The organism is Streptomyces sp. SCA2-17, from assembly GCF_044336695.1.
Genome location: NZ_CP117521.1, coordinates 4695858 through 4715765, shown reverse-complemented (window position 1 = coordinate 4715765; position 19908 = coordinate 4695858). Strand labels below are relative to the sequence as shown.

Below are 19908 nucleotides of genomic sequence, written 5' to 3'. Positions count from 1 at the left end.
GTTGTGGCGGTCGAGTTCCTGACGGACGAGCAGGCGTCCCGGTACGGGTCGTTTTACGAGGTGCCCTCGCGGGCGGAGCTGGAGCGGTACTTCTTTCTGGACGACGCGGACCGGGAGGCGGTGCAGGCCAAGAGGCGTTCGCATAATCGGCTCGGGTTCGCGGTCCAGCTGACGAGTGTGCGGTTCCTGGGCCGGTTCATGCCGGACCCGCGGCAGGTGCCGGCGGAGGTGGCCGAGTACCTGGCCGAGCAGTTGGAGATCGAGGACGCCTCGTGTTTGAAGCTGTACGGCGAGCGGGACGGTACGGCCCGTACGCACGCCGGTGAGATCCAGGAGTCCGGGGGCTGGCGGGACTTCGCCGAGGTCCGCGAGGAACTGGTGGTCTGGCTGGACGCGCGGGCGTGGACGACCGGGGACGGGCCGAAGGCGTTGTTCGACGCGGCGGCGGGCTGGCTGCGCGAGGGGCGGGTGCTGCTGCCGGGGGTGAGCCGTCTGGCCCGGCTGGTGGGCACGGTGCGGGAGGCGGCGAGTCAGCGGTTGTGGGACACGCTGTACGGGCTGCTGAGTGTCGGTCAGCGGGCGGTGCTGGACTCGCTGCTGACTGTGCCGCCTGGCGAGCGGGTCTCGGAGCTGGACCGGCTGCGGCGCGGGCCGGTGCGGGTGTCGGGCCCGCAGATGAAGTGGTCGCTGAAGCGCGCGGAGGAGATCGCCGCCCTCGGCATGGGAGACCTGGACATGACGGCGGTCCCGCCGCGGCGGCTGGCGGAGCTGTCCCGGTACGGGGTGGACGGCAAGGCGTCGCTGCTGCGCCGTCACGGCGATTCCCGCCGGCTGGCGACGCTGCTGGCCACCACGGTCTACCTGACGACCCGGGCCGTTGACGATGCTCTCGACCTCCTGGAGGTGCTGATCGCGACGAAGCTGCTGGCCAAGGCCGAGCGGGAGACGGTCAAGGAGAAGTTGAAGACGCTGCCGCGGGTCGAGCGGGGCCTCGGCGAAGCTGGCGACCGCGTTCCAGGTCGTGTTCGACACCACGAGCGAGCTGGTCGACACCGACACCGGGGAGGTCACCGGCCCGGTGGTGGAGTCATTCGAGGCGATGTGGGAGCGGATCGAGGCGGTGGTGCCCCGGCACGAGCTGGCCGCCGCGATCGCCGCGTTGTTCGAGCTGACGCCGCCGTTGGACTCGGACGCGGACGAGGCGTGGCGGTCCATGTTGGTAGGCCGGTTCGGCACGGTCCGGCCGTTCCTGAAGCTCCTGGTCGAGGTCGTCGACTTCGGCGCCGCCCCGGAAGGGCTGCCGGTCCTGGCTGCGCTCAAGTCGCTGCCGGATTTGATGGGCCGGAAGAAGGTTGGCCCGGCTGAGATCGACACGGGCCTGCTCACCGGCTCGTGGCGGCGCCTGGTGCTCTCGGCGCCGCACCTGGAGCCGGGCATGGTGGACTGGAAGGCGTACACGTTCTGCGTGCTGGAGCATCTGCACCGGATGCTGCGGAGCAAGCAGGTGTTCGCGAAGAACTCCTCCAAGTGGGGCGACCCGCGGGCAAAGCTGCTGGCCGGTGTGGCGTGGGAGCAGGCCAAGCACACCGTGCTGGCCTCCCTGGGGCTGCCCGGGGAGGCGGGCGAGCACCTGGCCTCGCGGGCCGCGCTGCTGGACGGCACGTACCGGGAGGTCGCCGGGCGCCTGCCGGACAACGCGCAGATCGTCTTCGACGACGACGGTCGGCTGCACTTCGCCGCGCTGGAACCGGAGCCCGAACCGGCCTCCCTGCTGGACCTGCGGGCCGCGGTGAACGCGATGCTGCCCCGGGTGGACCTGCCGGAGGTGCTGCTGGAGGTGTTCTCCTGGACCGGCGCCGACCAGGCGTTCACCTCGGTCACCGGCGGTGAGGCCCGCCTGAAGGACCTCCATGTCACGATCGCCGCGCTCCTGGTCGCCCACGGCTGCAACGTCGGCTACACCCCCGTGATCGGCGGGATCGACGCGCTGAAGTACGGACGGCTCTCCCACGTCGACCAGACCTACCTGCGGCTCGCGACCTACCGGGCCGCGAACGCCACCCTCATCGGCCATCAGGCGTCCATCCCGCTCGCACAGAGCTGGGGCGGGGGCCTGGTCGCCTCGGTGGACGGGATGCGGTTCGTCGTGCCAGTACCGTCGGTGTACGCGCGGCCGAACCCGAAGTACTTCGGGCGCCGGGGCGGCGCAACCTGGCTCAACATGATCTACCGGGCGGAATTGCGTTGGATGCAACATCCGACGTAGTCCGCACAGGTAGCTGACCAGCAGCTCACGAAGGGGACCGGCCGGAGGCTGGTCCCCTTCGTCGTGCCTGTGACCTGGGCGGCGTAACCGATTCAACGATGTTGCGTTGGATGCATCGTGAGTCGAGCGGTTGATTTGCCGGGTGCCGCGCATCTGGTGCTGGCCGACGGGGTCGTGCACCTCGATCCGGAGCCGGCGGTCTTCAAGGCGATGCTGGACGGCTGGGCCCGTCAGCAGCGGACCCGGTTCCTGGACGAGGGCGGGACGATCAAGCCACGGCTGTCGGTGGTACGGCGGTTCGCGGAGTTCACCAACCAGTACCCCTGGCAGTGGGAGCCCGCCGAGGTCGAGGCGTTCATCGATCACCTGCGGTCGCGGCGGAAGAAGTTCGCGGTGTCCACCGGGCGGAACTACCAGAACGCCCTGCGGATGTTCTGCGAGTACGTCACCGATGCCCGCTACGGCTGGCCTCTGCGGTGCTTGGAACGCTTCGGTCAGGCTCCCGTGCAGATCCTGCACGAGTGGAACACGGTCACCCACAGCAGCGAGTACGAGGGCGAAGCCGACCGGCGCCCGCTGACCTACGACGAGATCCAGGCACTGTTCGATGCGGCGGACGGACGCGTCGAGGAGATCCGGGCCCGGCACCGCAAGGGCTCGATGGCCGCTCTGCGCGACGCGATCCTCCTCAAGACCGTCTACGCCTACGGCCTGCGCCGTCAGGAAGCGTGCGGTCTCGATCTCGCCGACCTGCGGCGGAACCCGAAAATGCCGCACTTCGGCCGGTTCGGCGGCCTGTTCGTCCGCTACGGGAAGTCCTCCAAGGGCGGCCCGCCCAAGCGCCGCACCGTCCTCACCGTCCCCGAACTGGACTGGAGCGTCGATCTCCTCGACCAGTACCTGGAGGAGGTCCGCCCCGCGTTCTCGCCGGGCAAGCACCCCGCGCTCTGGATCACCGAACGCCGCGGCCGGATGTCCCTCCGGCGCCTGGACGAGGCATTCGAAACGGCCCGCAAGGCCGCCGGCCTGCCGGAAGAACTCGATCTCCATGGGCTCCGCCACAGCTACGTCACGCATCTCGTCGAGTTCGGCTACCCCGAGAAGTTCGTCCAGGACCAGGTCGGCCACGCCTACGCCAGCACCACCGCGATCTACACCGGTGTCTCGGACGAGTACCGCAACCGGCTGCTGCAACGGGTGTTGAAGGAACGGCACGCCGATGTGTGGGAGGACGACGAGACGTGATCAAGAAGATGGGCTACCGCTGGCACCTGCGGCAGATCATGGCCACCCGGCAGATGTTCCAGACCACCGACCTGGTCGGACCGCTCGCTGAGCGGGGCATCACTCTCTCCCGCGAACAGGTCTTCCGCCTGGTCACGCAGCCCCCGCAGCGGCTTTCCATGGACACCCTCGCGGCGCTCTGCGACATCCTCGCCTGCCAGCCCGGCGATCTCATCGAGGTCCAGATCGTCAACGAAGAGATCCGCAAAACCGCAGATGAAACGGTCCGGCCGCTGCCGACTGCCCGCCGGACCACGATCCGCCGCCCCGAGGGACTATGACCAAGGCCCGCGACCGCCAGCGAGCCGAACAGCGTCAGGCCGCCCTCGACCGTGTGATCACCACCCTCACCGCCTCGCTGACCAGCTTCGACCAGGAGAAGGCTCTCCATGCCCTCACCGAAGCCCGGGCCGCCCGGGGCACCCCACTGCGTGATCTTGATCAGCACCTCACCGACCACCCCGGGGCCCTGTTCTCCGGTGATGCCCGCTGCCCGGCCGTGATCGTCCGCCTCGCCGACGTACTGCACGCTGCCGGACACACAGCCGTGATCCGCCCAGCCTGCACCGGCTGCGGAAGGCCCGACGTGGATTTGCCACGGTTCGGTCCTGACGGGCGGCTCTGCGGCACCTGCGCCGCCCACAGCAACAAGGGAACCTGTGACCGATGCGGTCGCACCGGCACCCGGCTGGCCGCCCGCCGGGCCGAGGGCCGCATCTGCTACTCCTGCTACCGCAACGACACGGACGTCGTCGAAGAATGCGCCGACTGCGGCCAAGTCCGCATGCCCGTCACCCGACGCCAGGACAACTCACCCCTCTGCCTGAACTGCTGGCAACGGCCCCAGCACACCTGCTCGGTCTGCGGCACCGTCGGGCCGGCACACTCAAACGGTCCGGACGGGCCGCTTTGCTCGTCCTGTTACTACCGGCAGCACAAGCCGGTCCGCGAGTGCGGCCTCTGCGGAGATACGCGTCGGGTCGCCCGGCGGGCCACCGGATCGCGCCCGGACGTCTGCGAGGACTGCTGGAACGGGCCGGCCAAGACCTGCTCTGTCTGCGGGGAAGTGCGTCCCTGCCAGCGCGGGGCGGCCGGAGCATGGACATGCCGAAGCTGCCGCCCGGGCCTCACCCAGGAGTGCTGCCGCTGCGGGCGGACTCGCCGTGTTCACACCCGCTGGCCGATCGGCCCGGTCTGCTCGACCTGCTACACCGCCGTGCTGGACACTCCGGCCACCTGCTCAGGCTGCGGCCGCCACCAACCACTGATCGGCACCGACGAAGCCGGAACCGGAATCTGCGGCGCCTGCGCGGGCACAGCCTTCGACTACACCTGCCGCACCTGCGGACAGGGCGGACGCACCTACGCTGACGCCCAGTGCGCGCGCTGCGTCCTTGTCCACCGTCTCCAGCAGCTGCTGTCCGGCCCCGACGGGCACATCCCGGCGCAACTTCAGTCGCTCCGGGACACCCTCGCCGAGGCCGACCGGCCCCGGGGCATCCTGCTCTGGCTCAAACACAGTCCCAACGCCGCCCTGTTCGCCCGCCTGGCCGCCACCGGCGAACCGATCACCCACCAGCAGCTCGACCAGCTCCCACCCAGCCGTCACCTCCACTACGTCCGCCACACGCTCGTGCACCTCGGCGCCCTCGCTGAGCGCGACGAGGAACTCGACCGCATCCCCGCCTGGCTGGACACAGTCCTCGCTGGCCGGGCTGCCGGGCATGCCCAGCTGATCCGTCCCCACGCGCATTGGTACTTGCTGCGAAGGGCACGACGACGCGCCACCCAGCGCCGTCGCCCGGCCGAGTCCGGCTCGTTCCTCCGAACCCGCGTCCTGGTCGCCCTGGACTTCCTCACCTGGCTCGACGAACACCGCATCAAGCTCGGCGAACTCCGGCAAAACGACCTCGACCGATGGCTGGACGCGGGCAACACCCGCACCTACGTGATCCGCTACTTCCTGGCCTGGACCGCCGGCCGCGGCATCACCGGCGACCTCAAGGTGCCTGCCATCCCTCGTCAGCAGCCCAGCCAGCTGATGGACGAAGACGGCCGATGGCAGCTGCTGAAACAATGCCTGACCGACTCCACCATGGCCCTGGACACCCGGGCCGCCGGAGCCCTGATTCTCCTCTTCGGCCTGCACGCGTCCCACGTCCGGCACCTGACCGCGACCCAGCTCACCCGCCGCGGCGGCAACAGCTACCTCACCATCGACAAGCACCCGATCCTGCTGCCGCCCCGGCTCGCCAAAATCCTCCACCAGCTGGCCGACACCCCGCACACCCGCGCCGCCCTCACTCGCACCAGCCGCGGCGAGCCCTGGCTCTTCCCCGGGCTCGTCCCCGGCCGCCCGATCTCGCAGACGGGCCTCAGTTCAAAACTCCTGCCCCACGGCATCGACACCAGGCCCGCCCGCAATGCCGCTCTGGTCGCCCTCGCCGGTGACCTGCCCGCTCCTGTCCTGGCGAGCATCCTCGGGCTCCACCCCAACACGGCCGTCCGCTGGTCCGGGTTCGCCAAGACCTCCTGGGCCGACTACCTCGCAGCCCGCGCCGCAGACCTTCGCCGGGGAGGCATACGACACGCGAGGAACAAGTGATCTCCGCCAGTAAACGACCAGGCGGCGGGTCTCGGCGGGAAGGTCGTGGCCGGCACCCCGCGCGACTCCCTGTACGTGCTGGACGTCCTCTACGACCGCGACGGCGGCAAGCGCCCGGAGATGATCGTCACCGACACCGCCTCGTACAGCGACATCGTCTTCGGGCTCCTCACCCTGGCCGGGTTCGCCTATGCCCCGCAGCTCGCCGACCTGCCGGACCAGAAGATGTGGCGCATCGACCGCACCGCCGACTACGGCGCCTTCCAGGACGCAGCCCGCGGCCGGATCAACCTCGCTCGCATCGAACGGCATTGGGAGGACATCCTGCGGATCATCGGCTCCATCCACACCGGAGCCGTCCGCGCCTACGACGTCATCCGCATGCTCTCCCGCGACGGCCGGCCCACCCCGCTGGGCGACGCGGTCGCGCACTACGGGCGGATCGCGAAGACCCTGCACATCCTGCGCCTGGCCGACGAGCCCGGCTACCGCCGCCAGATCAAGGTGCAGGCCAACCTCCAGGAAGGCCGGCACGCGCTTGCGAGGAAGATCTTCCACGGCCGGGCCGGGCAGCTCTACCAGCGCTACCAGGACGGCATGGAGGACCAGATCGGCGCGCTCGGCCTGGTGTTGAACGCGCTCGTGCTGTTCAACACCAGGTACATGGACGCCGCCGTGAGCCAGCTGCGCGCGGACGGCTTCGATGTCCGCGACCAGGACCTGGCCCGCCTCTCCCCGTTCGTCCGCCATCACGTCAACATGCTCGGCCGCTACTCCTTTCAGCTCCCAGATCTTCCTGGGGGCCTGCGACCGCTGCGCGACCCGCACGCCAGCAGCGGGGAATGACGATGTTGGCTGAAGATGACCTATTGGCGGACTGTAACTGGATGAACACTTAGCGCTGATCGAAGGATCAGTCAGCCCCATCCATAGGAGCACCCATGGCCGACCAGTCGTACCGCACCATCGACCTCATGGTGCCAGCCAGCGAGGCGGACAACTTCAAAGACGTCTTCCAGGTAGAGCCGCAGTACCTCCCCCAGGCGCTCTCCCTCGCCGGGCAGTTCCAGGGGGCGATCAACCCGACCGACCTCAACTTCAACTTCGACCGGGCGATGCAGATCGCCCAGAGCATCCCGCAGAGCTCAGTGGCCACGCCGCTCACCCACAGCGTGAGCGACGCCAGCGTCCAGGTCAGCGCAATGGTGGCGCAGTTCCAGGAGGTCATCCGTACGAAGGCGGGAATCCGGACCAGTTCCCCTGCCTTCTGGAACCAGGTGAACCGCGGGCTCGCCCACGTCTTCACCGACCTGAGCACGCAGCAGGAATCGCCCTGGATCTCCTGGCGCAGTGCCACCGAGACCAATACGAGCTACTACTACAACATCCTGTTCTCCGTCCAGAACGCCGAAACCGGGGGCGTGATGGCTGTTCTGCCGATCGCCTTCGACATCCTCGTCGCGCTTGAGAAGCAGCGGGTCCTGTTCCTCACCATCCGGGACTCCGCGCGGTACGAGGTCCGTATGAGGGGCCTCGCCATGACCCAGGAGCTGAGGAAGCCCCAGTAGCGAGCATCGCCGTACGCCGGCTTGCCCGCAGCTGCGGGCAAGCCGGCGTACGCATGGGGTCCGGAGCGGGGTCAGCGCCGGCTGTTGCCGGGCGCGAGCAGACTGGTGACCTCCGCGATCGCCTCCGCGGACGGCTTGAAGTAGCGGCGGACGTTCTCCGGCTTCTTGTGCCGGGACTTGGCCATCAGCATCAGCAGGGAGGCGCCCTGCTCCCCGAGGTGGGTCAGGGAGGAGTGCCGCCACTCGTGCAGGTCCCAACCGGTGCCCGGCCCGCGCACTGCGGTGTGCTCGTCCAGCAGCGCGCGGGCCTGCCCGTAGGACAGGCGGGCCAGCCCGGTGTCCGGGCAGACGTCCCGGGAGGAGAGCACCTTGCCCGGTCCGGGGCGGCGGTGGGTGACGAACACCGGTCCGCGGGTGCGGCCCTTGAGCAGGCGGGGCAGCAGCCGAGCGGTGCCGGCGTCCCAGAACACCGTCTCCAGCACGTAGTCGGCGCGGGCGGCGCCGCGCCGACGGACCTTGGGCTGGGCACCCTTGGCCTTCACCGGGCAGCGGCGCCCTGCCAGATCCAGCTCCTCGATGTTGACGTCCAGGATCTCCTCGGAGCGGGCGCACGTCTCGTAGAGCATCCGCCACAACGTCTTCTCGCGCAGGTGGACGTCTCGGCGGGCGATCAGCCGGTCGATCGCCATCTTCGAGCGCACGGGGGTGTCGGAGTCCGGCGACGGCAGCCGCTTCACCCAGGCCGGGACCGCTGGCCCGTCGTAGCCGCGCTCGGCGCACCAGCCGGTCCAGGACAGCACCGCGCCGCGGCGGGCATTCCAGGTGTTCACCGCCGAGCTGCCCCACAGCAGCTCCAGCGCCTCACCGAGCTCGTCGTCGGCGACGGCGGCGAGCGGCCGGCCCTCGCCGATCCGCTCGGCGGTCTTCCCCACCGCGATGCCGTAGTTCCGGACGGTGTTCGGGTTGGCGAGCGAGTCGAGGAAGGCGTCGGCCGCCGTCCGGACGGTCAGCGCCTTCCCGGTCGGCAGCAGCAGGACCGCGGGCACCGTCTCTCCCTTACCGCAGATAACAGGGCCACTTCACGCAGCGTGCGAAAGACGTCCCCGCAGGTCGCCCTCAGTGATACCGCAGATAATAGGGCGTTATCTGTGGAACAACTTCACCACCGTCCCGGCACCGACGGACCGTCAGCCGCCCACCAGCCGCGATCCGGGCTTAGCGCACGATCCGGCATGGATGTTCCTCAACCCCCGCATCCTGCTCTTCCCCTGGTTACTTGTGGGCTGGGGGGCGAGAACCCGCAGCAGGTCCGGATGGAGCAACGTTTGGCGGACACGCGGTCCAGCACGCCGCTTCCTCCCGCATCACGGAAGCTGTAGGGCTATCGAAGGAGCATGCCAGCCACCACCAAGCGGAGCGGCAAGCCCTTCGCACACCCCACCCAGACCGTCACCGACGACGACAACGGCACTCCGTCGCTCGCCGACCGGCGACTCGCCCGCCGGCACATCAACGACTCGCTGCGGGTGTCCGCACTGGCCTACCAGCATCTCGGCGACGAAGGTCCCGCCCTCGATGCGGCCTACCAGATGACGCAGTGCATCGCGCGAATGCTCGACACGGTCAGCTTCGCACGGTTTCGGGCGTTCGCCACAGCGACCTATCGCCCAGACATCCCGACACCGGACGGCTCCAGTCGCTCCTGGGCGGCTCAGTGCCGGATCTTCCGGGCAGCCGACGAGCACCTGGGCGAACACCTGAGCGCCGATCTGAAGGTCGCGCACTTGATGATGAACTGCATCCACACCATGCTCACCGATGAGGAACTCAAGAAGTTCCTCACCTTCCTCGAGGCCGCCTACGGCCAGCCGCCCGGGGCAACGGCTTACGGATGACACCCACCAGCACCCTCGGTCCCCAAGGGGCCTGGCGGCTCGCAGAGGAGCCCTGCACAGCCCCAGGCCAAGGACCGAACGGGACCGATGGGACCCAACTCTCGGCACCACGAACCGTGGCTCATGCGCCCGGGCGGAACGGCCTGTCTTTCCTTTAATGAGCCAAGCAGCGCGTTAAAGGATAGACAGTCGCCTCACCCTCCTGGGCGACAGCGGCGCGTTAACCAGACCACGGGGACGCCCCTGGGCGAGGCCCTAGGACGGTGAGATCGCCTGGAGCCCGCGGTTCTCCGCGTGACCGCGAAGACGCTCGTCATAGGTGATGAAGCTCGTCAGAGACGATCCGAGGACCAGCGCACTCGCAAGGTGAATCGCGTCCAGAGACCGGATGTTGAACTCCTCAAGGGCCCCGGCCTCCTTCAAGACGGCGGTGTCGACAGCCAGCTGATCAGTCGCGTTGAGGCGCCTCTCAGCAGCCTCCAGCAGTCGGGTGAACGTTGGCTCGTCCAGAAGGGCCTGGCCTTGAGGGCCGCAACGGGCTCGCCGGATGACTCGCATGACCTCGGTCATAGCGAGTTCCGAGGTGACGTGCTTCTGCCGGGAGTGTGATTCGAGGAAGGAGACCAAGGCGTCAGTCTCTTTCTCCCGGACGATCAACTTGACCAACGCGCAGGAGTCCAGATAGATCACGTGCGCTCCTGGTCGCGCGCGTCCGTCAGGGCCTCGCTCAGCGGCTTCTCCAAGCCCTCGATGTCGATGGGCTCGATCGGCTCAGGTGTCCCGCGCCGCAGGCGCCCTTGCTTCAGCAAGGCATCGAGGTGTTGCTCGGCCTCCGTTGCCGGCATCAGCCACCCCACGATCTTGCCGTGATTGGTGACGCGAGCGATTTCACCCTTCTCCGCCAGCTCGCCCAAGACCTTCCCGGGGTTCCTCAAGGCCCTGATCGGGACCTCGGTGGCAGACATGATCTCTGCGACCCTGTCGTGCACGCTGCTGAGCGCCTCAACTCGGAGCCCTTCAAGCATCGCCGCCGTCACCAGGAGCGCTCGATCCGATGCCCCCATCTCCGCAGCCGCAAGATCGTCAAGGCCGGGCAAGGCCGGCTGCGACTCCGGAAAGGACCCACTCAGGTCATCTGGGACCTGCATGCGGAGGTCAGCCTCAGAAACAGGCTTCAGTTCAATAGCCCAGCCGCTATCCCCGCCGAAGACAAGAACGCCTTTGGGGAGTCTGGAGTGACTCCAGACAAAGTCGATACGGCCATCGATGCTCGCACGGCCCTCGCGCAGGAGGAGGCTGAACGCTTCCTCAAGCCGTGTCTTGCGAGCCTGGCGCACGACATCAGAATCCGCCGCCTCACCTTCAAAGCCTGCGGTCGTTCTCGGGACGCGTTCGCCCTCAGCCATGCGCCCACACTAGCTCCAGTCAGACGGTTTCAGCGAGTGTCTGACACGCCCCCGGCACCCGTCCGGGGCTAGAACCCGCAAGTCCCGGGGTCAGGGGCGATGCCCCGCGGGTTCAGGTAAGCGATCTACGGTCAGCGGAGCTTGTCCAGCCAGTCTCGGAGCTCTCCGTAACCCCTGACGTTGTGGGAGTACCTGTCATCGTGATGGGTGGCCTCGGTTGCCGCGCGCTGCTGTCGGGCTCGCCGTTCGGCCGCCGCCTCTCGCTCCTTCTTAGCCTCTTCGGCTTCGAACTCTTCGTGCCTCTTCTTGTCAGCCATGGCCATCGCCTACTTCTGTGTGGCTCTCCTTCCAGCCTGCTCCTCGTCGCAGGTTTCGCGCCCACCTGATGATGAACTGCATCCACGCCATGCTCACCGATGAGGAACTCAGGTAGTTCCTGACCTTCCTCGAGGCCGCCCACGGCCAGCTCCTGGGCGCAACGGTTTGCGGGTGGCGCCCACCGGCATACGCGGCCCCCGAGGCCCCTGACAGCCTGCCGACGAGCCGTTGCGCCGCCCAGCCAAGGGGCCGAAGGGGTCGAATTCTCGGCACCGGGAACCAAGGGATTCATGAGCCCGGGAGGAGCGACACATCTCCTGTTTTCTTTAACGGACCGAACAGCTCATTAAAGGAAAGACAGTCGCCTCACCCTCCCGGGCGACACCGGCACGTTGCCCATGCCACGGAGGGCACCGCCACACCCTCAAGCTGAACACAAAGACTTGACAGGGAACACCACGGCGGCGCGGACGCGGTCCTTGCTCTCGACGAGGCTCTTGTCGGGGAGGCCGACGAGGGTGAAGGCGGCGACGCCGGGCTCCAGGTCGGCCTGGACCTCGACCACCACACCCTCGACGCCGACCAGCGCCACCGAGCACGTACGGGCGAAACCCATCACGCCACCCCCTTGGCGTGCTCCACGGCGGGGGCGCCGCGACCGGGGACGATCACGCCCACCAGGTCGATCCGCACACCGCCCGCGGGCGGGCCGCCGTGGCGCTCCAGCCAGCGCTCGGCGAGCCGGCGCAGCCGATCCGCCTTCGCCGGGGTGACGGCGGCCATCGGATGTTCGTACACACCGGTGGTGCGGGTCTTGACCTCGCAGACCACCAGGGTGTCGGCCTCCATGGCCACGATGTCGATCTCGCCCTCGCGGCATCTCCAGTTCCGTGCGAGGACGACGATGCCGGCTTGGGCCAGCCGGCGGACGGCGAGATCCTCGCCGTAGCGACCGAGTGCTTCTCGGGCGTTCACGGGCACCACCTCCGGCGCCCACCCTGCCGCCGCGGCCCGCAACTATTGGATCTTGGTGGATAACCCGTCGGTTGTGGAGAACTCAGCCACCCGGAAGGTCGAGGTCGCTCTTGTTGAGCTCCTCGATGTTCACGTCCTTGAACGTGAGCACCCGCACCTGCTTCACGAAGCGCGCGGGGCGGTACATGTCCCAGACCCAGGCGTCGGCCATCGAGACCTCGAAGAAGACCTCGCCCTGGACGGAGTGCACCTGCATCTCGTAGTCGTTGGTGAGGTAGAAACGACGCTCGGTCTCGATCACGTATTTGAACAGACCGACGACATCGCGGTACTCCCGGTAGAGCTTCAGCTCCATCTCGGTCTCGTACTTCTCGAGGTCCTCGGCGCTCATGGCATGTTCCCCTTCAGCCGTGCGTCTCCCCATTGTGCGTCAGGCACGCTCCGTCTCCAGGAGCACCGGCGTACGCGGGGGTCCCTCGTCGAGCAGCGTACGCAGCAGCCCGGCGAGCCTGGTCGGATACACCGTCTCACGGGTCGCGAGGAGTTCCCCGCAGGTCCACCAGCGCAGCCCCGTGACGCTGCGCCGCTCCAGCTCCGTCCCGCCGCCGGTCCACCGGCCGGGCTGCGCCGTGCGGGCCAGGAAGTAGCGCTCGTCCTGCGTCCACAGGCGGCCGTCGAAGGGGAAGGAGCAGGTGCGGCGCCACAGCACGGGGCCCAGTTCGATCTCTGTGATCCCGGTCTCCTCGGCCAGCTCCCGGCGTGCCGCCTGCTCCCACGTCTCGGCGCCCTCCAGGCCGCCGCCCGGGGTGAACCACCAGGTGGTCGGGGGATCGTCCGGTTCGTAGCCGTGCATCAGCAGGATGCGGTCGGACGGGTCGAGCAGGACGACCCGGGAGGCCCTGCGCGGCTCGCCGGCGCTGCCGGACGCCTCACCGGCCATGGGCGAGCACCTCCTCCCTGCGCCTCGGCGTGACGAGGCGCGCCACGGGGCCGTACGCCGCGCCGCCCAGGATGAGCACCGCTCCGGCGATGACGGCGGCGAGCACCAGCGGCAGCGGGCCGGGCCGCGAGGTGCCGCCGGGGAGGGCGGCGAAGGACTCGGGTCTGTCCATCATGCCCCAGCCCGCCACGGGCCAGGCAGTGGCGTCCACGCGCGCCCTGACGGCCCCGCGCGGCACGGTGCCGTGGGAGGCGTCGGAGAGGTGGCCCCGGGAGTCCACGGAGTCGCTGCGGTGGTCTCCGAGGAGGAAGAGCTGCCCCTCGGGGACGGTCACGGAGAAGCGGGAAAACGACGCCGTGCCTTTGTCCTGAAGATACGGTTCCTCGACCGGTTTGCCGTTGACCATGAGGCGGCCCCGGCTGTCGCAGCAGGCCACCGTGTCGCCGCCCGTGCCGACGACCCGTTTGACCATCGGCGAGTCGCCCCAGACCTTGTCCTTGAAGACGACGATGTCCCCGCGCCGGACGTCACCGCCGCCGATGCGCTCGGCGAGGACCCGGTCGCCGCGCCCGATGGTCGGCGCCATGGAGTCGGTGGGAACGGTGTACGGCTGGTAGAGCAGGGCGCCCCAGGCGAAGCCACCGAGGAAGAGCACACAGCCGACGGCCACGGCCAGCCCGGACAGCATCCTGCCCGCGCGGCCGTGGCCGTCGTCCGTACGTCCCGCTCTGCTCATCCCAGTGCCCCCGCCCCGCGTAGAAAGATCGGACCCATGCCCAGGGGCACGGGAACCGCACACTACCCGGCGGTATGCGGGCGGGTCAGCCCTTCGGGAGGCTCTGCCGGTCAGTCCCTGGGGGCGCTCCGGAGGCTGAGCTCCTCGATGCCGCTCCGTGCGGCCGACCTGCGCCGGCGCCACAGGACGAGCGGCACCGCTCCGGCGAGCCCGAGCGCGGACGGCGCGGCCGCGGCGGCAGCGTTGATCCCCGGCTGGTCGAAGGTGCCGGGGACGCCGAGGAAGGACCAGCGGTTGATCGGCCAGGCGACCACGAACGCGCGGCCCACGACGTCCGACACGGGGACGAAGCCGTGGTCCTGGTTCGGGTGGTAGCGCGAGTCCAGGGAGTTCTGGCGGTGGTCGCCCATCACCCAGAGCTTGCCCTTGGGGATCTCGATCGGGCCGAAGGGCTGGTCGTCGCACGGGGTGTTGTCGGGGAAGAGGTAGTCCTTCTCCGACAGCGCCTTGCCGTTGACCTTGACCGGGCCGCCCTTCTGGCACTCCACGGTGTCCCCGCCGACCGCGATGACCCGCTTGATGAGGTCCTTCTCCTCGGCCGACGGCATGAGACCGATGAAGCTGAGGACCTTCTGCACGCCGCCGCCCACCGGGCCGGGCTGCGGGGTCTGGGTCTCGTCGCCGAGCCAGTTGTCGGGGTCGTGGAATACCACGACCTCGCCGCGCTCCGGCTCGGCGCCGAACCACGGGGTGAGCTTGTCCACCAGCACGCGGTCACCGCGCTGGAGGGTGTTCTGCATCGAGTCCGACGGGATCGAGAACGCCTGCACCAGGAACGTCTTGATCAGCAGTGCGAGGACCAGGGCGATGCCGATCAGGATCGGCAGTTCCTTCCAGAACGACCGCTGCTTCTTGGGCTGCGCCCCGCGCGGCCCCTCGCCGCCGGCGTCCCCGCCCGGGCTCACGTCTTCGCCGTCCGTCCGCGCCGGTCCGCCCGTAGCCTCCTGGGACGCCTGGGACATGGCCTCCGCCGGCACCCCGGCCCCTGGCGACCCGTCAGTCTCCCCGGGACGCTTCTCGGGCTCTTCGTGACCGGACCGTGCGCCGACCGCCAAGTCCCCCACATCCACTCCTCTCGCTCCGCTCTCCACGCTGCGGCCTGCCGTACGCATGGGGCAGGCCCACCACTCCCATAACGAGCGGGAGTTCCGCAGGGGTCGGGAGTTGGATCGATCCTTGCTGATCCATGGGAGACACACTATGCGGCGAACCGCGCGCTTGCGTCTCCGCGGGCGGCGCGTCACCGACCGATGCGAAAGTGTCTCTTTCGGACAGCTGCCTCCAGTGGCCCAGCGGCCAGGCGATCACGACCGCGCGCCCGACCACCAGGTCCTGCGGCACGGTGCCCTGGCCGGTGTCGTCCAGGTGGAAGCGGGAATCAGCCGAGTTGGAACGGTGGTCGCCCATCACGAAGTACCGCCCCGCGGGGACCCGCACCGTGAAGTCGAGCTTGGAGGGCGGGTTGTCCGGGTGCAGGTAAGGCTCGTCGAGCGGCGTTCCGTTGACCGTGATTTTGCCGTTCTTGTCGCAGCACTTGACCGTGTCACCCCCGACGCCGATCACCCGCTTGATCAGGTCGTGCTCGTTCGCCGACGGCAGCAGGCCGATGAAGGTCAGGAACTGCTTGACCTGTTTGACCCCCACCGGGTCGGGCCCGGTGTCCGCGACGTCCCCGTCCAGCCAGCCGCCGGGGTCCCGGAAGACGATGACGTCACCGCGCTGCGGCTCGGAGCCGAACCAGGGGGTCAGCTTGTCCACGAGCACGCGGTCGCCGATCCGGATGGTCTGCTCCATGGAGCCGGAGGGGATCACGAACGCCTGCACCAGGAACGTCTTGAGCACCAGGGCGATCAGCAGCGCGACCGCTATGAGGATCGGCACCTCTTTGACCGCGGAGCGGCGCCGGCGCCGCTTGACCCGCCGGGCCGCCTTGCGCCGCGCCGCGCGGCCGCCCGTGGCCGCGACGCCCGTACCGGCCGGTCCCGCGTCCGCGGGGCCTGCCGGGCCCGGCAGCGTACGCCCCCGGCTACCCACCCGGCCTCCCTGAGTGCCCGGCAGGATCCGCGGGGCGTCCGGCGGGCTCGGCGGGCTGTGCGTCCGGCCCAGCGGTGTGCTGCCCGCCCCGTGCGGCGCCTCGTGCGGGCTGCTGCTCCCCGCCCCGTGCGGCCGGCTTTCCTACGTGTCCGGCCCTCTCGTCCGGCTCCGGTACGCGCGCGTAGGCGCCGGGACGCTCCAGGGTGCTCATCCTCCCGAAGGGCCAGGCGATCCAGTCGGCCCGTCCGACGACCCTGCTGACCGGCACCATGCCCCCGCCGGGCTCCCCCAGGTGATCACGCGAGTCGCGGGAGTCGCCCCGGTGATCGCCCATCACCCACAGCTTCCGCGCGGGCACCACGACATCGAAGGGCACGCTCGAGGGCTCGTCGCCCGGATAGAGGAAGTTCTCGTCCACCGGGTGGCCGTTGACCTGCAACCGGCCGCGCGCGTCACAGCAGGTGACCCGGTCGCCCGCGACACCGACCACACGCTTGATGTAGACCGTCGCCGCGGGCCCCATGAGGCCGACGGACGAGGCGGCCTTCCGGAACAGCGCTGCCACCGGGTTCTCCGCCGGCACGTCCTGGACGAAGGACCCGGTGCCGTCGAAGACGATCACGTCACCGCGCTGCGGCTCGTCCCCGAAGGTGTAGGCGAGCTTGTTGACCAGGACGCGGTCCCCCACGCGGAGCGTGTTCTCCATCGAGCCGCTGGGGATCAGGAAGGGCTGCACCACATAGCTGCTCAGGAGCAGCATGAAGGCGAGGCAGAGCGTCAGCAGCACGCCTGCGCGGCGCATGGGGCCGCCGCCCCGCAGCCACGCCCCGGCGGCCCTGGCCGAAGCCACCGGAGACGCGGAAAAACGCGAGGAGCGCGACCCCTGCTCCTCCCCCTCTGCGGGGCGGGGAGAGCGGTCGCGCTCCGAAAGCTGTACGTCGGTGTCCATCGAGCCGAAAGCCTATCCGGCCGGGCGCGGACTCCGGACGGAAGCTCAGTTGTCGCGCTTCTCCTTGATCTTCGCGGCCTTGCCGCGGAGCTCACGGAGGTAGTACAGCTTGGCGCGACGGACGTCACCGCGGGTGACGAGCTCGACCTTCTCGAAGATCGGGCTGTGCACCGGGAAGGTGCGCTCGACGCCGACCGAGAACGAGACCTTGCGGACCGTGAAGGTCTCGCTGATGCCCGCGCCCTGGCGGCGGATGACGACGCCCTTGAACTGCTGGATACGGGAGCGGTTGCCCTCGATGACGCGAACATGGACGTTCACGGTGTCGCCGGGGCGGAAGGCCGGGACGTCGGTGCGCAGCGACGCGGCGTTGACGTTGTCGAGCAGGGAGGACATATGCGTCTGCTTCCTCGCCGATGCCACAGGTCATCAGCGGAATTCGTACTGAAGTGGGGATGGTGCCGGAGCACCGGGCGGGCGTCGTTCCCCCTGTGGCAGGGGCGCGCGCCGGGCGCAAGGCAACGGCTTATTCTTCCACGTCCGGAGCCACTCGCCCAAATCGGCCGTCGGAGCCGGGGCCCCAGCCCAGGATCGAGAGGATCTCGCGGTCCTTCTTGTCGAAGGCCGCGGGGTCCGCGCGCTCGATCAGATCGGGGCGGTTGCGCACGGTGCGCCGGAACGCCTCGTCGCGGCGCCAGCGGGCGATCTTGCCGTGGTGGCCGCTGAGCAGGACGTCGGGAATGCCGCGGCCGCGCCACTCCGGGGGCTTGGTGTAGACGGGGCCCTCGAGGAGGTCCGCCATGGCGCCCGGGGCGAAGGAGTCGTCGCGGTGGGACTCGGCGTTGCCGAGGACCCCGGGGAGCAGGCGTGCGACGGCCTCGACCATCACGAGGACGGGGGCTTCGCCGCCGGCCAGGACGTAGTCGCCGATGGACACCTCGCGCACGTCGAGGCGGTCGCCGTACTCCTCGATGACCCGGCGGTCGATGCCCTCGTAGCGGGCGGGGGTAAAGACCAGCCACGGCTTCTCGGAGAGCTCGACGGCGAGCTCCTGGGTGAAGGGGCGGCCGCTGGGCGTCGGGACGACGAGCACGGGCGGCTCCTCCCCCTGCGCCCCCGAGCCGATGACCGCGTCCAGGGCCTCGCCCCAGGGCTCCGGCTTCATGACCATGCCGGGGCCGCCGCCGTAGGGCGTGTCGTCGACGGTGTTGTGCTTGTCGTGCGTCCACTCCCGCAGGTCGTGCAGACGGACGTCCAGGAGGCCCCGTGCGCGCGCCTTGCCGACGAGCGAGACGTTCAGCGGCTCGAGGTACTCGGGGAAGATCGTGACGATGTCGATGCGCATCAGGCGTCGCCCCGCTCGGAGCCCCGTCCGGAATCCTGCTCGGAGCCGTGGCCGGTGTCCTGGCCGGGCTCCGCCTCGGGGGCCTGGCCGGCCTCGTGCGCCGCCCCATGCGGCGCCTCAGTCGCCGCCCCATGCGCCGCCGCGTCGTGCTCCGCCTCACGTGCGGAGGCGACCTCCGCCTCGTCGGCGTCGATCAGGCCGCGCGGCGGGTCGATGACGGCACGCTGCTCGTCCAGGTCGATCTCCGTGACGATCTCGGAGACGAAGGGAATCATGACCTCGGACCCGTCGGGCCGCTCCACGATGAACAGGTCCTGCGACGGCAGGTGGGAGATCTCGCTGATCCGGCCGACGACGGTGCCGTCGGCGGTGACGACCTCCAGGTCCATCAGCTGGTGGTCGTAGAACTCCTCGGGGTCCTCCGGGGTCTCCTCCGGGTCGACCTCGGCGATGAGGAGGGTGTTGCGGAGCGCCTCGGCGGCCGTACGGTCGCCGACGCCCGCGAAGCGCAGCAGCAGCCGGCCGCTGTGCACGCGGCCGGACTCGATGGTCAGCGGCCCCGCGGAGGCGGGGTCCGTGGCCAGGACGGCGCCGGGCCCGAGCCGCAGTTCGGGCTCGTCCGTACGCACCTCAACCGTGACCTCACCCCGGATGCCGTGGGCGCGGCCGATCCTGCCGACTACGAGCTGCATGTTTCCTTCTCTGCTCTCCGTACGCGACAACGGGCCGGGAAGGGCCCAAGCCCTTCCCGGCCCGTGCCGGTGCTCAACCGCTTCTCAGCGGACCTGGTCCACGTCGACGAGGTCGACGCGGATGCCACGGCCGCCGATGGCGCCCACGACGGTGCGCAGGGCGCGCGCGGTGCGGCCGTTGCGGCCGATCACCTTGCCGAGGTCGTCGGGGTGGACCCGGACCTCCAGCACGCGCCCGCGGCGCAGGTTGCGCGAAGCGACCTGCACCTCGTCGGGGTTGTCGACGATGCCCTTCACGAGGTGCTCAAGGGCCTCCTCGAGCATCCTCAGGCCTCGGTCGACTCAGCGGACTCGGCCTCAGCGGCCTCGTCCTTCTTCTCCGACTTCTTCGCCTTCGGGGTGATGGCCTCACCCTTCGCCTCGCCCGCGGCGCTCACGACGGCGTCGAAGAGACCGCTGTGGTCCTTCTTCGGCTCGGCGACGAGCATCGGGGCCGGGGCCGGCAGGCCCTTGAACTTCTGCCAGTCACCGGTGACCTTGAGGATGGCCATGACCGGCTCGGTCGGCTGCGCGCCGACACCCAGCCAGTACTGGACACGCTCGGAGTCGACCTCGATGCGCGAGGGGTTCTGCACCGGGTGGTACAGACCGATCTCCTCGATGGCCCGGCCGTCACGGCGGGTACGGGAGTCGGCGATGACGATGCGGTAGTGAGGCGAACGGATCTTGCCCAGACGCTTCAGCTTGATCTTGACTGCCACGGGAGTGGTGTCTCCTGGTCTTGACGTGGTTGGGCACAACGAGATGCCACGTGGGGTTGCGGTACTCGGATGCC

The 19908-nt window shown here is 69.4% G+C and carries 20 protein-coding genes and 4 pseudogenes; 7 read left to right on the top strand and 17 right to left on the bottom strand.

Going from position 1 to position 19908, the window contains the following annotated elements; translation table 11 throughout:
• Positions 1-3: 3 nt before the first annotated feature.
• From PS271_RS21505 to PS271_RS21480, 6 genes and pseudogenes are all read left to right on the top strand, one after another.
• Positions 4-2227, top strand: a pseudogene (locus PS271_RS21505) (Tn3 family transposase); the annotation flags it as partial.
• 156 nt (positions 2228-2383) lie between these two features.
• Positions 2384-3511 (top strand): tyrosine-type recombinase/integrase, encoded by a 1128-nt coding sequence (locus PS271_RS21500; protein WP_398383833.1) that lies wholly within the window; start codon positions 2384-2386, stop codon positions 3509-3511.
• Positions 3508-3831: a helix-turn-helix domain-containing protein gene (locus tag PS271_RS21495; protein WP_398383832.1), complete on the top strand. Its 324-nt coding sequence runs from the start codon at positions 3508-3510 to the stop codon at positions 3829-3831. The genes PS271_RS21500 and PS271_RS21495 overlap by 4 nt, the downstream gene beginning before the upstream one ends.
• 935 nt (positions 3832-4766) lie before the next feature.
• Positions 4767-6155, top strand: a complete 1389-nt coding sequence (locus PS271_RS21490; RefSeq protein ID WP_398383830.1) for a hypothetical protein — start codon at positions 4767-4769, stop codon at positions 6153-6155.
• A gap of 9 nt (positions 6156-6164) precedes the next feature.
• A pseudogene (locus PS271_RS21485) lies at positions 6165-7001 on the top strand (Tn3 family transposase); the annotation flags it as partial.
• A 95-nt stretch (positions 7002-7096) separates the two neighbouring features.
• On the top strand, positions 7097-7723 hold the full coding sequence (locus PS271_RS21480; RefSeq protein ID WP_398383829.1) for a hypothetical protein: 627 nt from the start codon (positions 7097-7099) through the stop codon (positions 7721-7723).
• A gap of 71 nt (positions 7724-7794) precedes the next feature.
• Here PS271_RS21480 and PS271_RS21475 read toward each other — a convergent pair whose 3' ends face one another.
• Complete coding sequence (locus tag PS271_RS21475) at positions 7795-8769, bottom strand: site-specific integrase (protein WP_398383827.1); 975 nt, start codon at positions 8767-8769, stop codon at positions 7795-7797.
• 348 nt (positions 8770-9117) lie between these two features.
• On the opposite strand from PS271_RS21475, the gene PS271_RS21470 reads away from it, so the two are divergent.
• Positions 9118-9618 (top strand): hypothetical protein, encoded by a 501-nt coding sequence (locus PS271_RS21470; protein ID WP_398383825.1) that lies wholly within the window; start codon positions 9118-9120, stop codon positions 9616-9618.
• Positions 9619-9873: 255 nt separating this feature from the next.
• On the opposite strand, the gene PS271_RS21465 is transcribed toward PS271_RS21470, so the two are convergent.
• From PS271_RS21465 to rpsP, 16 genes and pseudogenes are all read right to left on the bottom strand, one after another.
• On the bottom strand, positions 9874-10308 hold the full coding sequence (locus PS271_RS21465) for a type II toxin-antitoxin system VapC family toxin (RefSeq protein ID WP_398383823.1): 435 nt from the start codon (positions 10306-10308) through the stop codon (positions 9874-9876).
• Complete coding sequence (locus PS271_RS21460) at positions 10305-11024, bottom strand: hypothetical protein (RefSeq protein ID WP_398383822.1); 720 nt, start codon at positions 11022-11024, stop codon at positions 10305-10307. The genes PS271_RS21465 and PS271_RS21460 overlap by 4 nt, the downstream gene beginning before the upstream one ends.
• A gap of 131 nt (positions 11025-11155) precedes the next feature.
• The gene (locus tag PS271_RS21455) at positions 11156-11341 is read right to left on the bottom strand and encodes a hypothetical protein (protein ID WP_398383820.1); all 186 of its coding nucleotides are present in this window, start codon (positions 11339-11341) and stop codon (positions 11156-11158) included.
• Positions 11342-11796: 455 nt separating this feature from the next.
• Positions 11797-11958: pseudogene (locus tag PS271_RS21450) on the bottom strand (magnesium chelatase domain-containing protein); the annotation flags it as partial.
• A complete protein-coding gene (locus PS271_RS21445; RefSeq protein WP_398383819.1) occupies positions 11958-12317 on the bottom strand; it encodes a YraN family protein in 360 nt (119 codons plus the stop codon). The pseudogene PS271_RS21450 and the gene PS271_RS21445, both read right to left, overlap by 1 nt.
• Before the next feature lie 82 nt (positions 12318-12399).
• Complete coding sequence (locus PS271_RS21440; RefSeq protein ID WP_009714730.1) at positions 12400-12708, bottom strand: DUF2469 domain-containing protein; 309 nt, start codon at positions 12706-12708, stop codon at positions 12400-12402.
• A 39-nt stretch (positions 12709-12747) separates the two neighbouring features.
• On the bottom strand, positions 12748-13257 hold the full coding sequence (locus PS271_RS21435; protein WP_398383817.1) for an NUDIX hydrolase: 510 nt from the start codon (positions 13255-13257) through the stop codon (positions 12748-12750).
• Positions 13247-13993 (bottom strand): signal peptidase I, encoded by a 747-nt coding sequence (gene lepB / locus PS271_RS21430; RefSeq protein WP_398383815.1) that lies wholly within the window; start codon positions 13991-13993, stop codon positions 13247-13249. Before lepB (PS271_RS21430) ends, PS271_RS21435 begins: the two co-directional genes overlap by 11 nt.
• A 110-nt stretch (positions 13994-14103) precedes the next feature.
• A complete protein-coding gene (gene lepB / locus PS271_RS21425; protein ID WP_398386974.1) occupies positions 14104-15108 on the bottom strand; it encodes a signal peptidase I in 1005 nt (334 codons plus the stop codon).
• A complete protein-coding gene (gene lepB, locus PS271_RS21420; protein ID WP_398383813.1) occupies positions 15050-16087 on the bottom strand; it encodes a signal peptidase I in 1038 nt (345 codons plus the stop codon). Before lepB (PS271_RS21420) ends, lepB (PS271_RS21425) begins: the two co-directional genes overlap by 59 nt.
• A gap of 163 nt (positions 16088-16250) precedes the next feature.
• Positions 16251-17036 (bottom strand): annotated as a pseudogene (lepB, locus tag PS271_RS21415) (signal peptidase I); the annotation flags it as partial.
• A 45-nt stretch (positions 17037-17081) separates the two neighbouring features.
• Positions 17082-17432, bottom strand: a complete 351-nt coding sequence (gene rplS, locus PS271_RS21410) for a 50S ribosomal protein L19 (RefSeq protein ID WP_030369336.1) — start codon at positions 17430-17432, stop codon at positions 17082-17084.
• 130 nt (positions 17433-17562) lie between these two features.
• On the bottom strand, positions 17563-18381 hold the full coding sequence (trmD, locus tag PS271_RS21405; RefSeq protein WP_398383811.1) for a tRNA (guanosine(37)-N1)-methyltransferase TrmD: 819 nt from the start codon (positions 18379-18381) through the stop codon (positions 17563-17565).
• Positions 18381-19073, bottom strand: coding sequence for a ribosome maturation factor RimM (gene rimM / locus PS271_RS21400; RefSeq protein ID WP_398383810.1), 693 nt, complete (start codon positions 19071-19073; stop codon positions 18381-18383). The genes trmD and rimM overlap by 1 nt, the downstream gene beginning before the upstream one ends.
• Positions 19074-19157: 84 nt before the next feature.
• Positions 19158-19397: an RNA-binding protein gene (locus PS271_RS21395; RefSeq protein WP_020868149.1), complete on the bottom strand. Its 240-nt coding sequence runs from the start codon at positions 19395-19397 to the stop codon at positions 19158-19160.
• Positions 19398-19399: 2 nt separating this feature from the next.
• A complete protein-coding gene (rpsP, locus tag PS271_RS21390) occupies positions 19400-19834 on the bottom strand; it encodes a 30S ribosomal protein S16 (RefSeq protein WP_030369333.1) in 435 nt (144 codons plus the stop codon).
• Positions 19835-19908 lie beyond the last annotated feature (74 nt).

What these genes read in the sequence shown, in the direction of transcription:
- rplS (WP_030369336.1), bottom strand. Translation starts at nt 17,432, where the DNA reads ATGTCCTCCCTGCTCGACAACGTCAACGCCGCGTCGCTGCGCACCGAC.
- PS271_RS21455 (WP_398383820.1), bottom strand. Translation starts at nt 11,341, where the DNA reads ATGGCTGACAAGAAGAGGCACGAAGAGTTCGAAGCCGAAGAGGCTAAG.
- trmD (WP_398383811.1), bottom strand. Translation starts at nt 18,381, where the DNA reads ATGCGCATCGACATCGTCACGATCTTCCCCGAGTACCTCGAGCCGCTG.
- PS271_RS21395 (WP_020868149.1), bottom strand. Translation starts at nt 19,397, where the DNA reads ATGCTCGAGGAGGCCCTTGAGCACCTCGTGAAGGGCATCGTCGACAAC.
- PS271_RS21440 (WP_009714730.1), bottom strand. Translation starts at nt 12,708, where the DNA reads ATGAGCGCCGAGGACCTCGAGAAGTACGAGACCGAGATGGAGCTGAAG.
- PS271_RS21470 (WP_398383825.1), top strand. Translation starts at nt 9,118, where the DNA reads ATGCCAGCCACCACCAAGCGGAGCGGCAAGCCCTTCGCACACCCCACC.
- PS271_RS21480 (WP_398383829.1), top strand. Translation starts at nt 7,097, where the DNA reads ATGGCCGACCAGTCGTACCGCACCATCGACCTCATGGTGCCAGCCAGC.
- PS271_RS21460 (WP_398383822.1), bottom strand. Translation starts at nt 11,024, where the DNA reads ATGGCTGAGGGCGAACGCGTCCCGAGAACGACCGCAGGCTTTGAAGGT.
- PS271_RS21435 (WP_398383817.1), bottom strand. Translation starts at nt 13,257, where the DNA reads ATGGCCGGTGAGGCGTCCGGCAGCGCCGGCGAGCCGCGCAGGGCCTCC.
- rimM (WP_398383810.1), bottom strand. Translation starts at nt 19,073, where the DNA reads ATGCAGCTCGTAGTCGGCAGGATCGGCCGCGCCCACGGCATCCGGGGT.
- lepB (WP_398383815.1), bottom strand. Translation starts at nt 13,993, where the DNA reads ATGAGCAGAGCGGGACGTACGGACGACGGCCACGGCCGCGCGGGCAGG.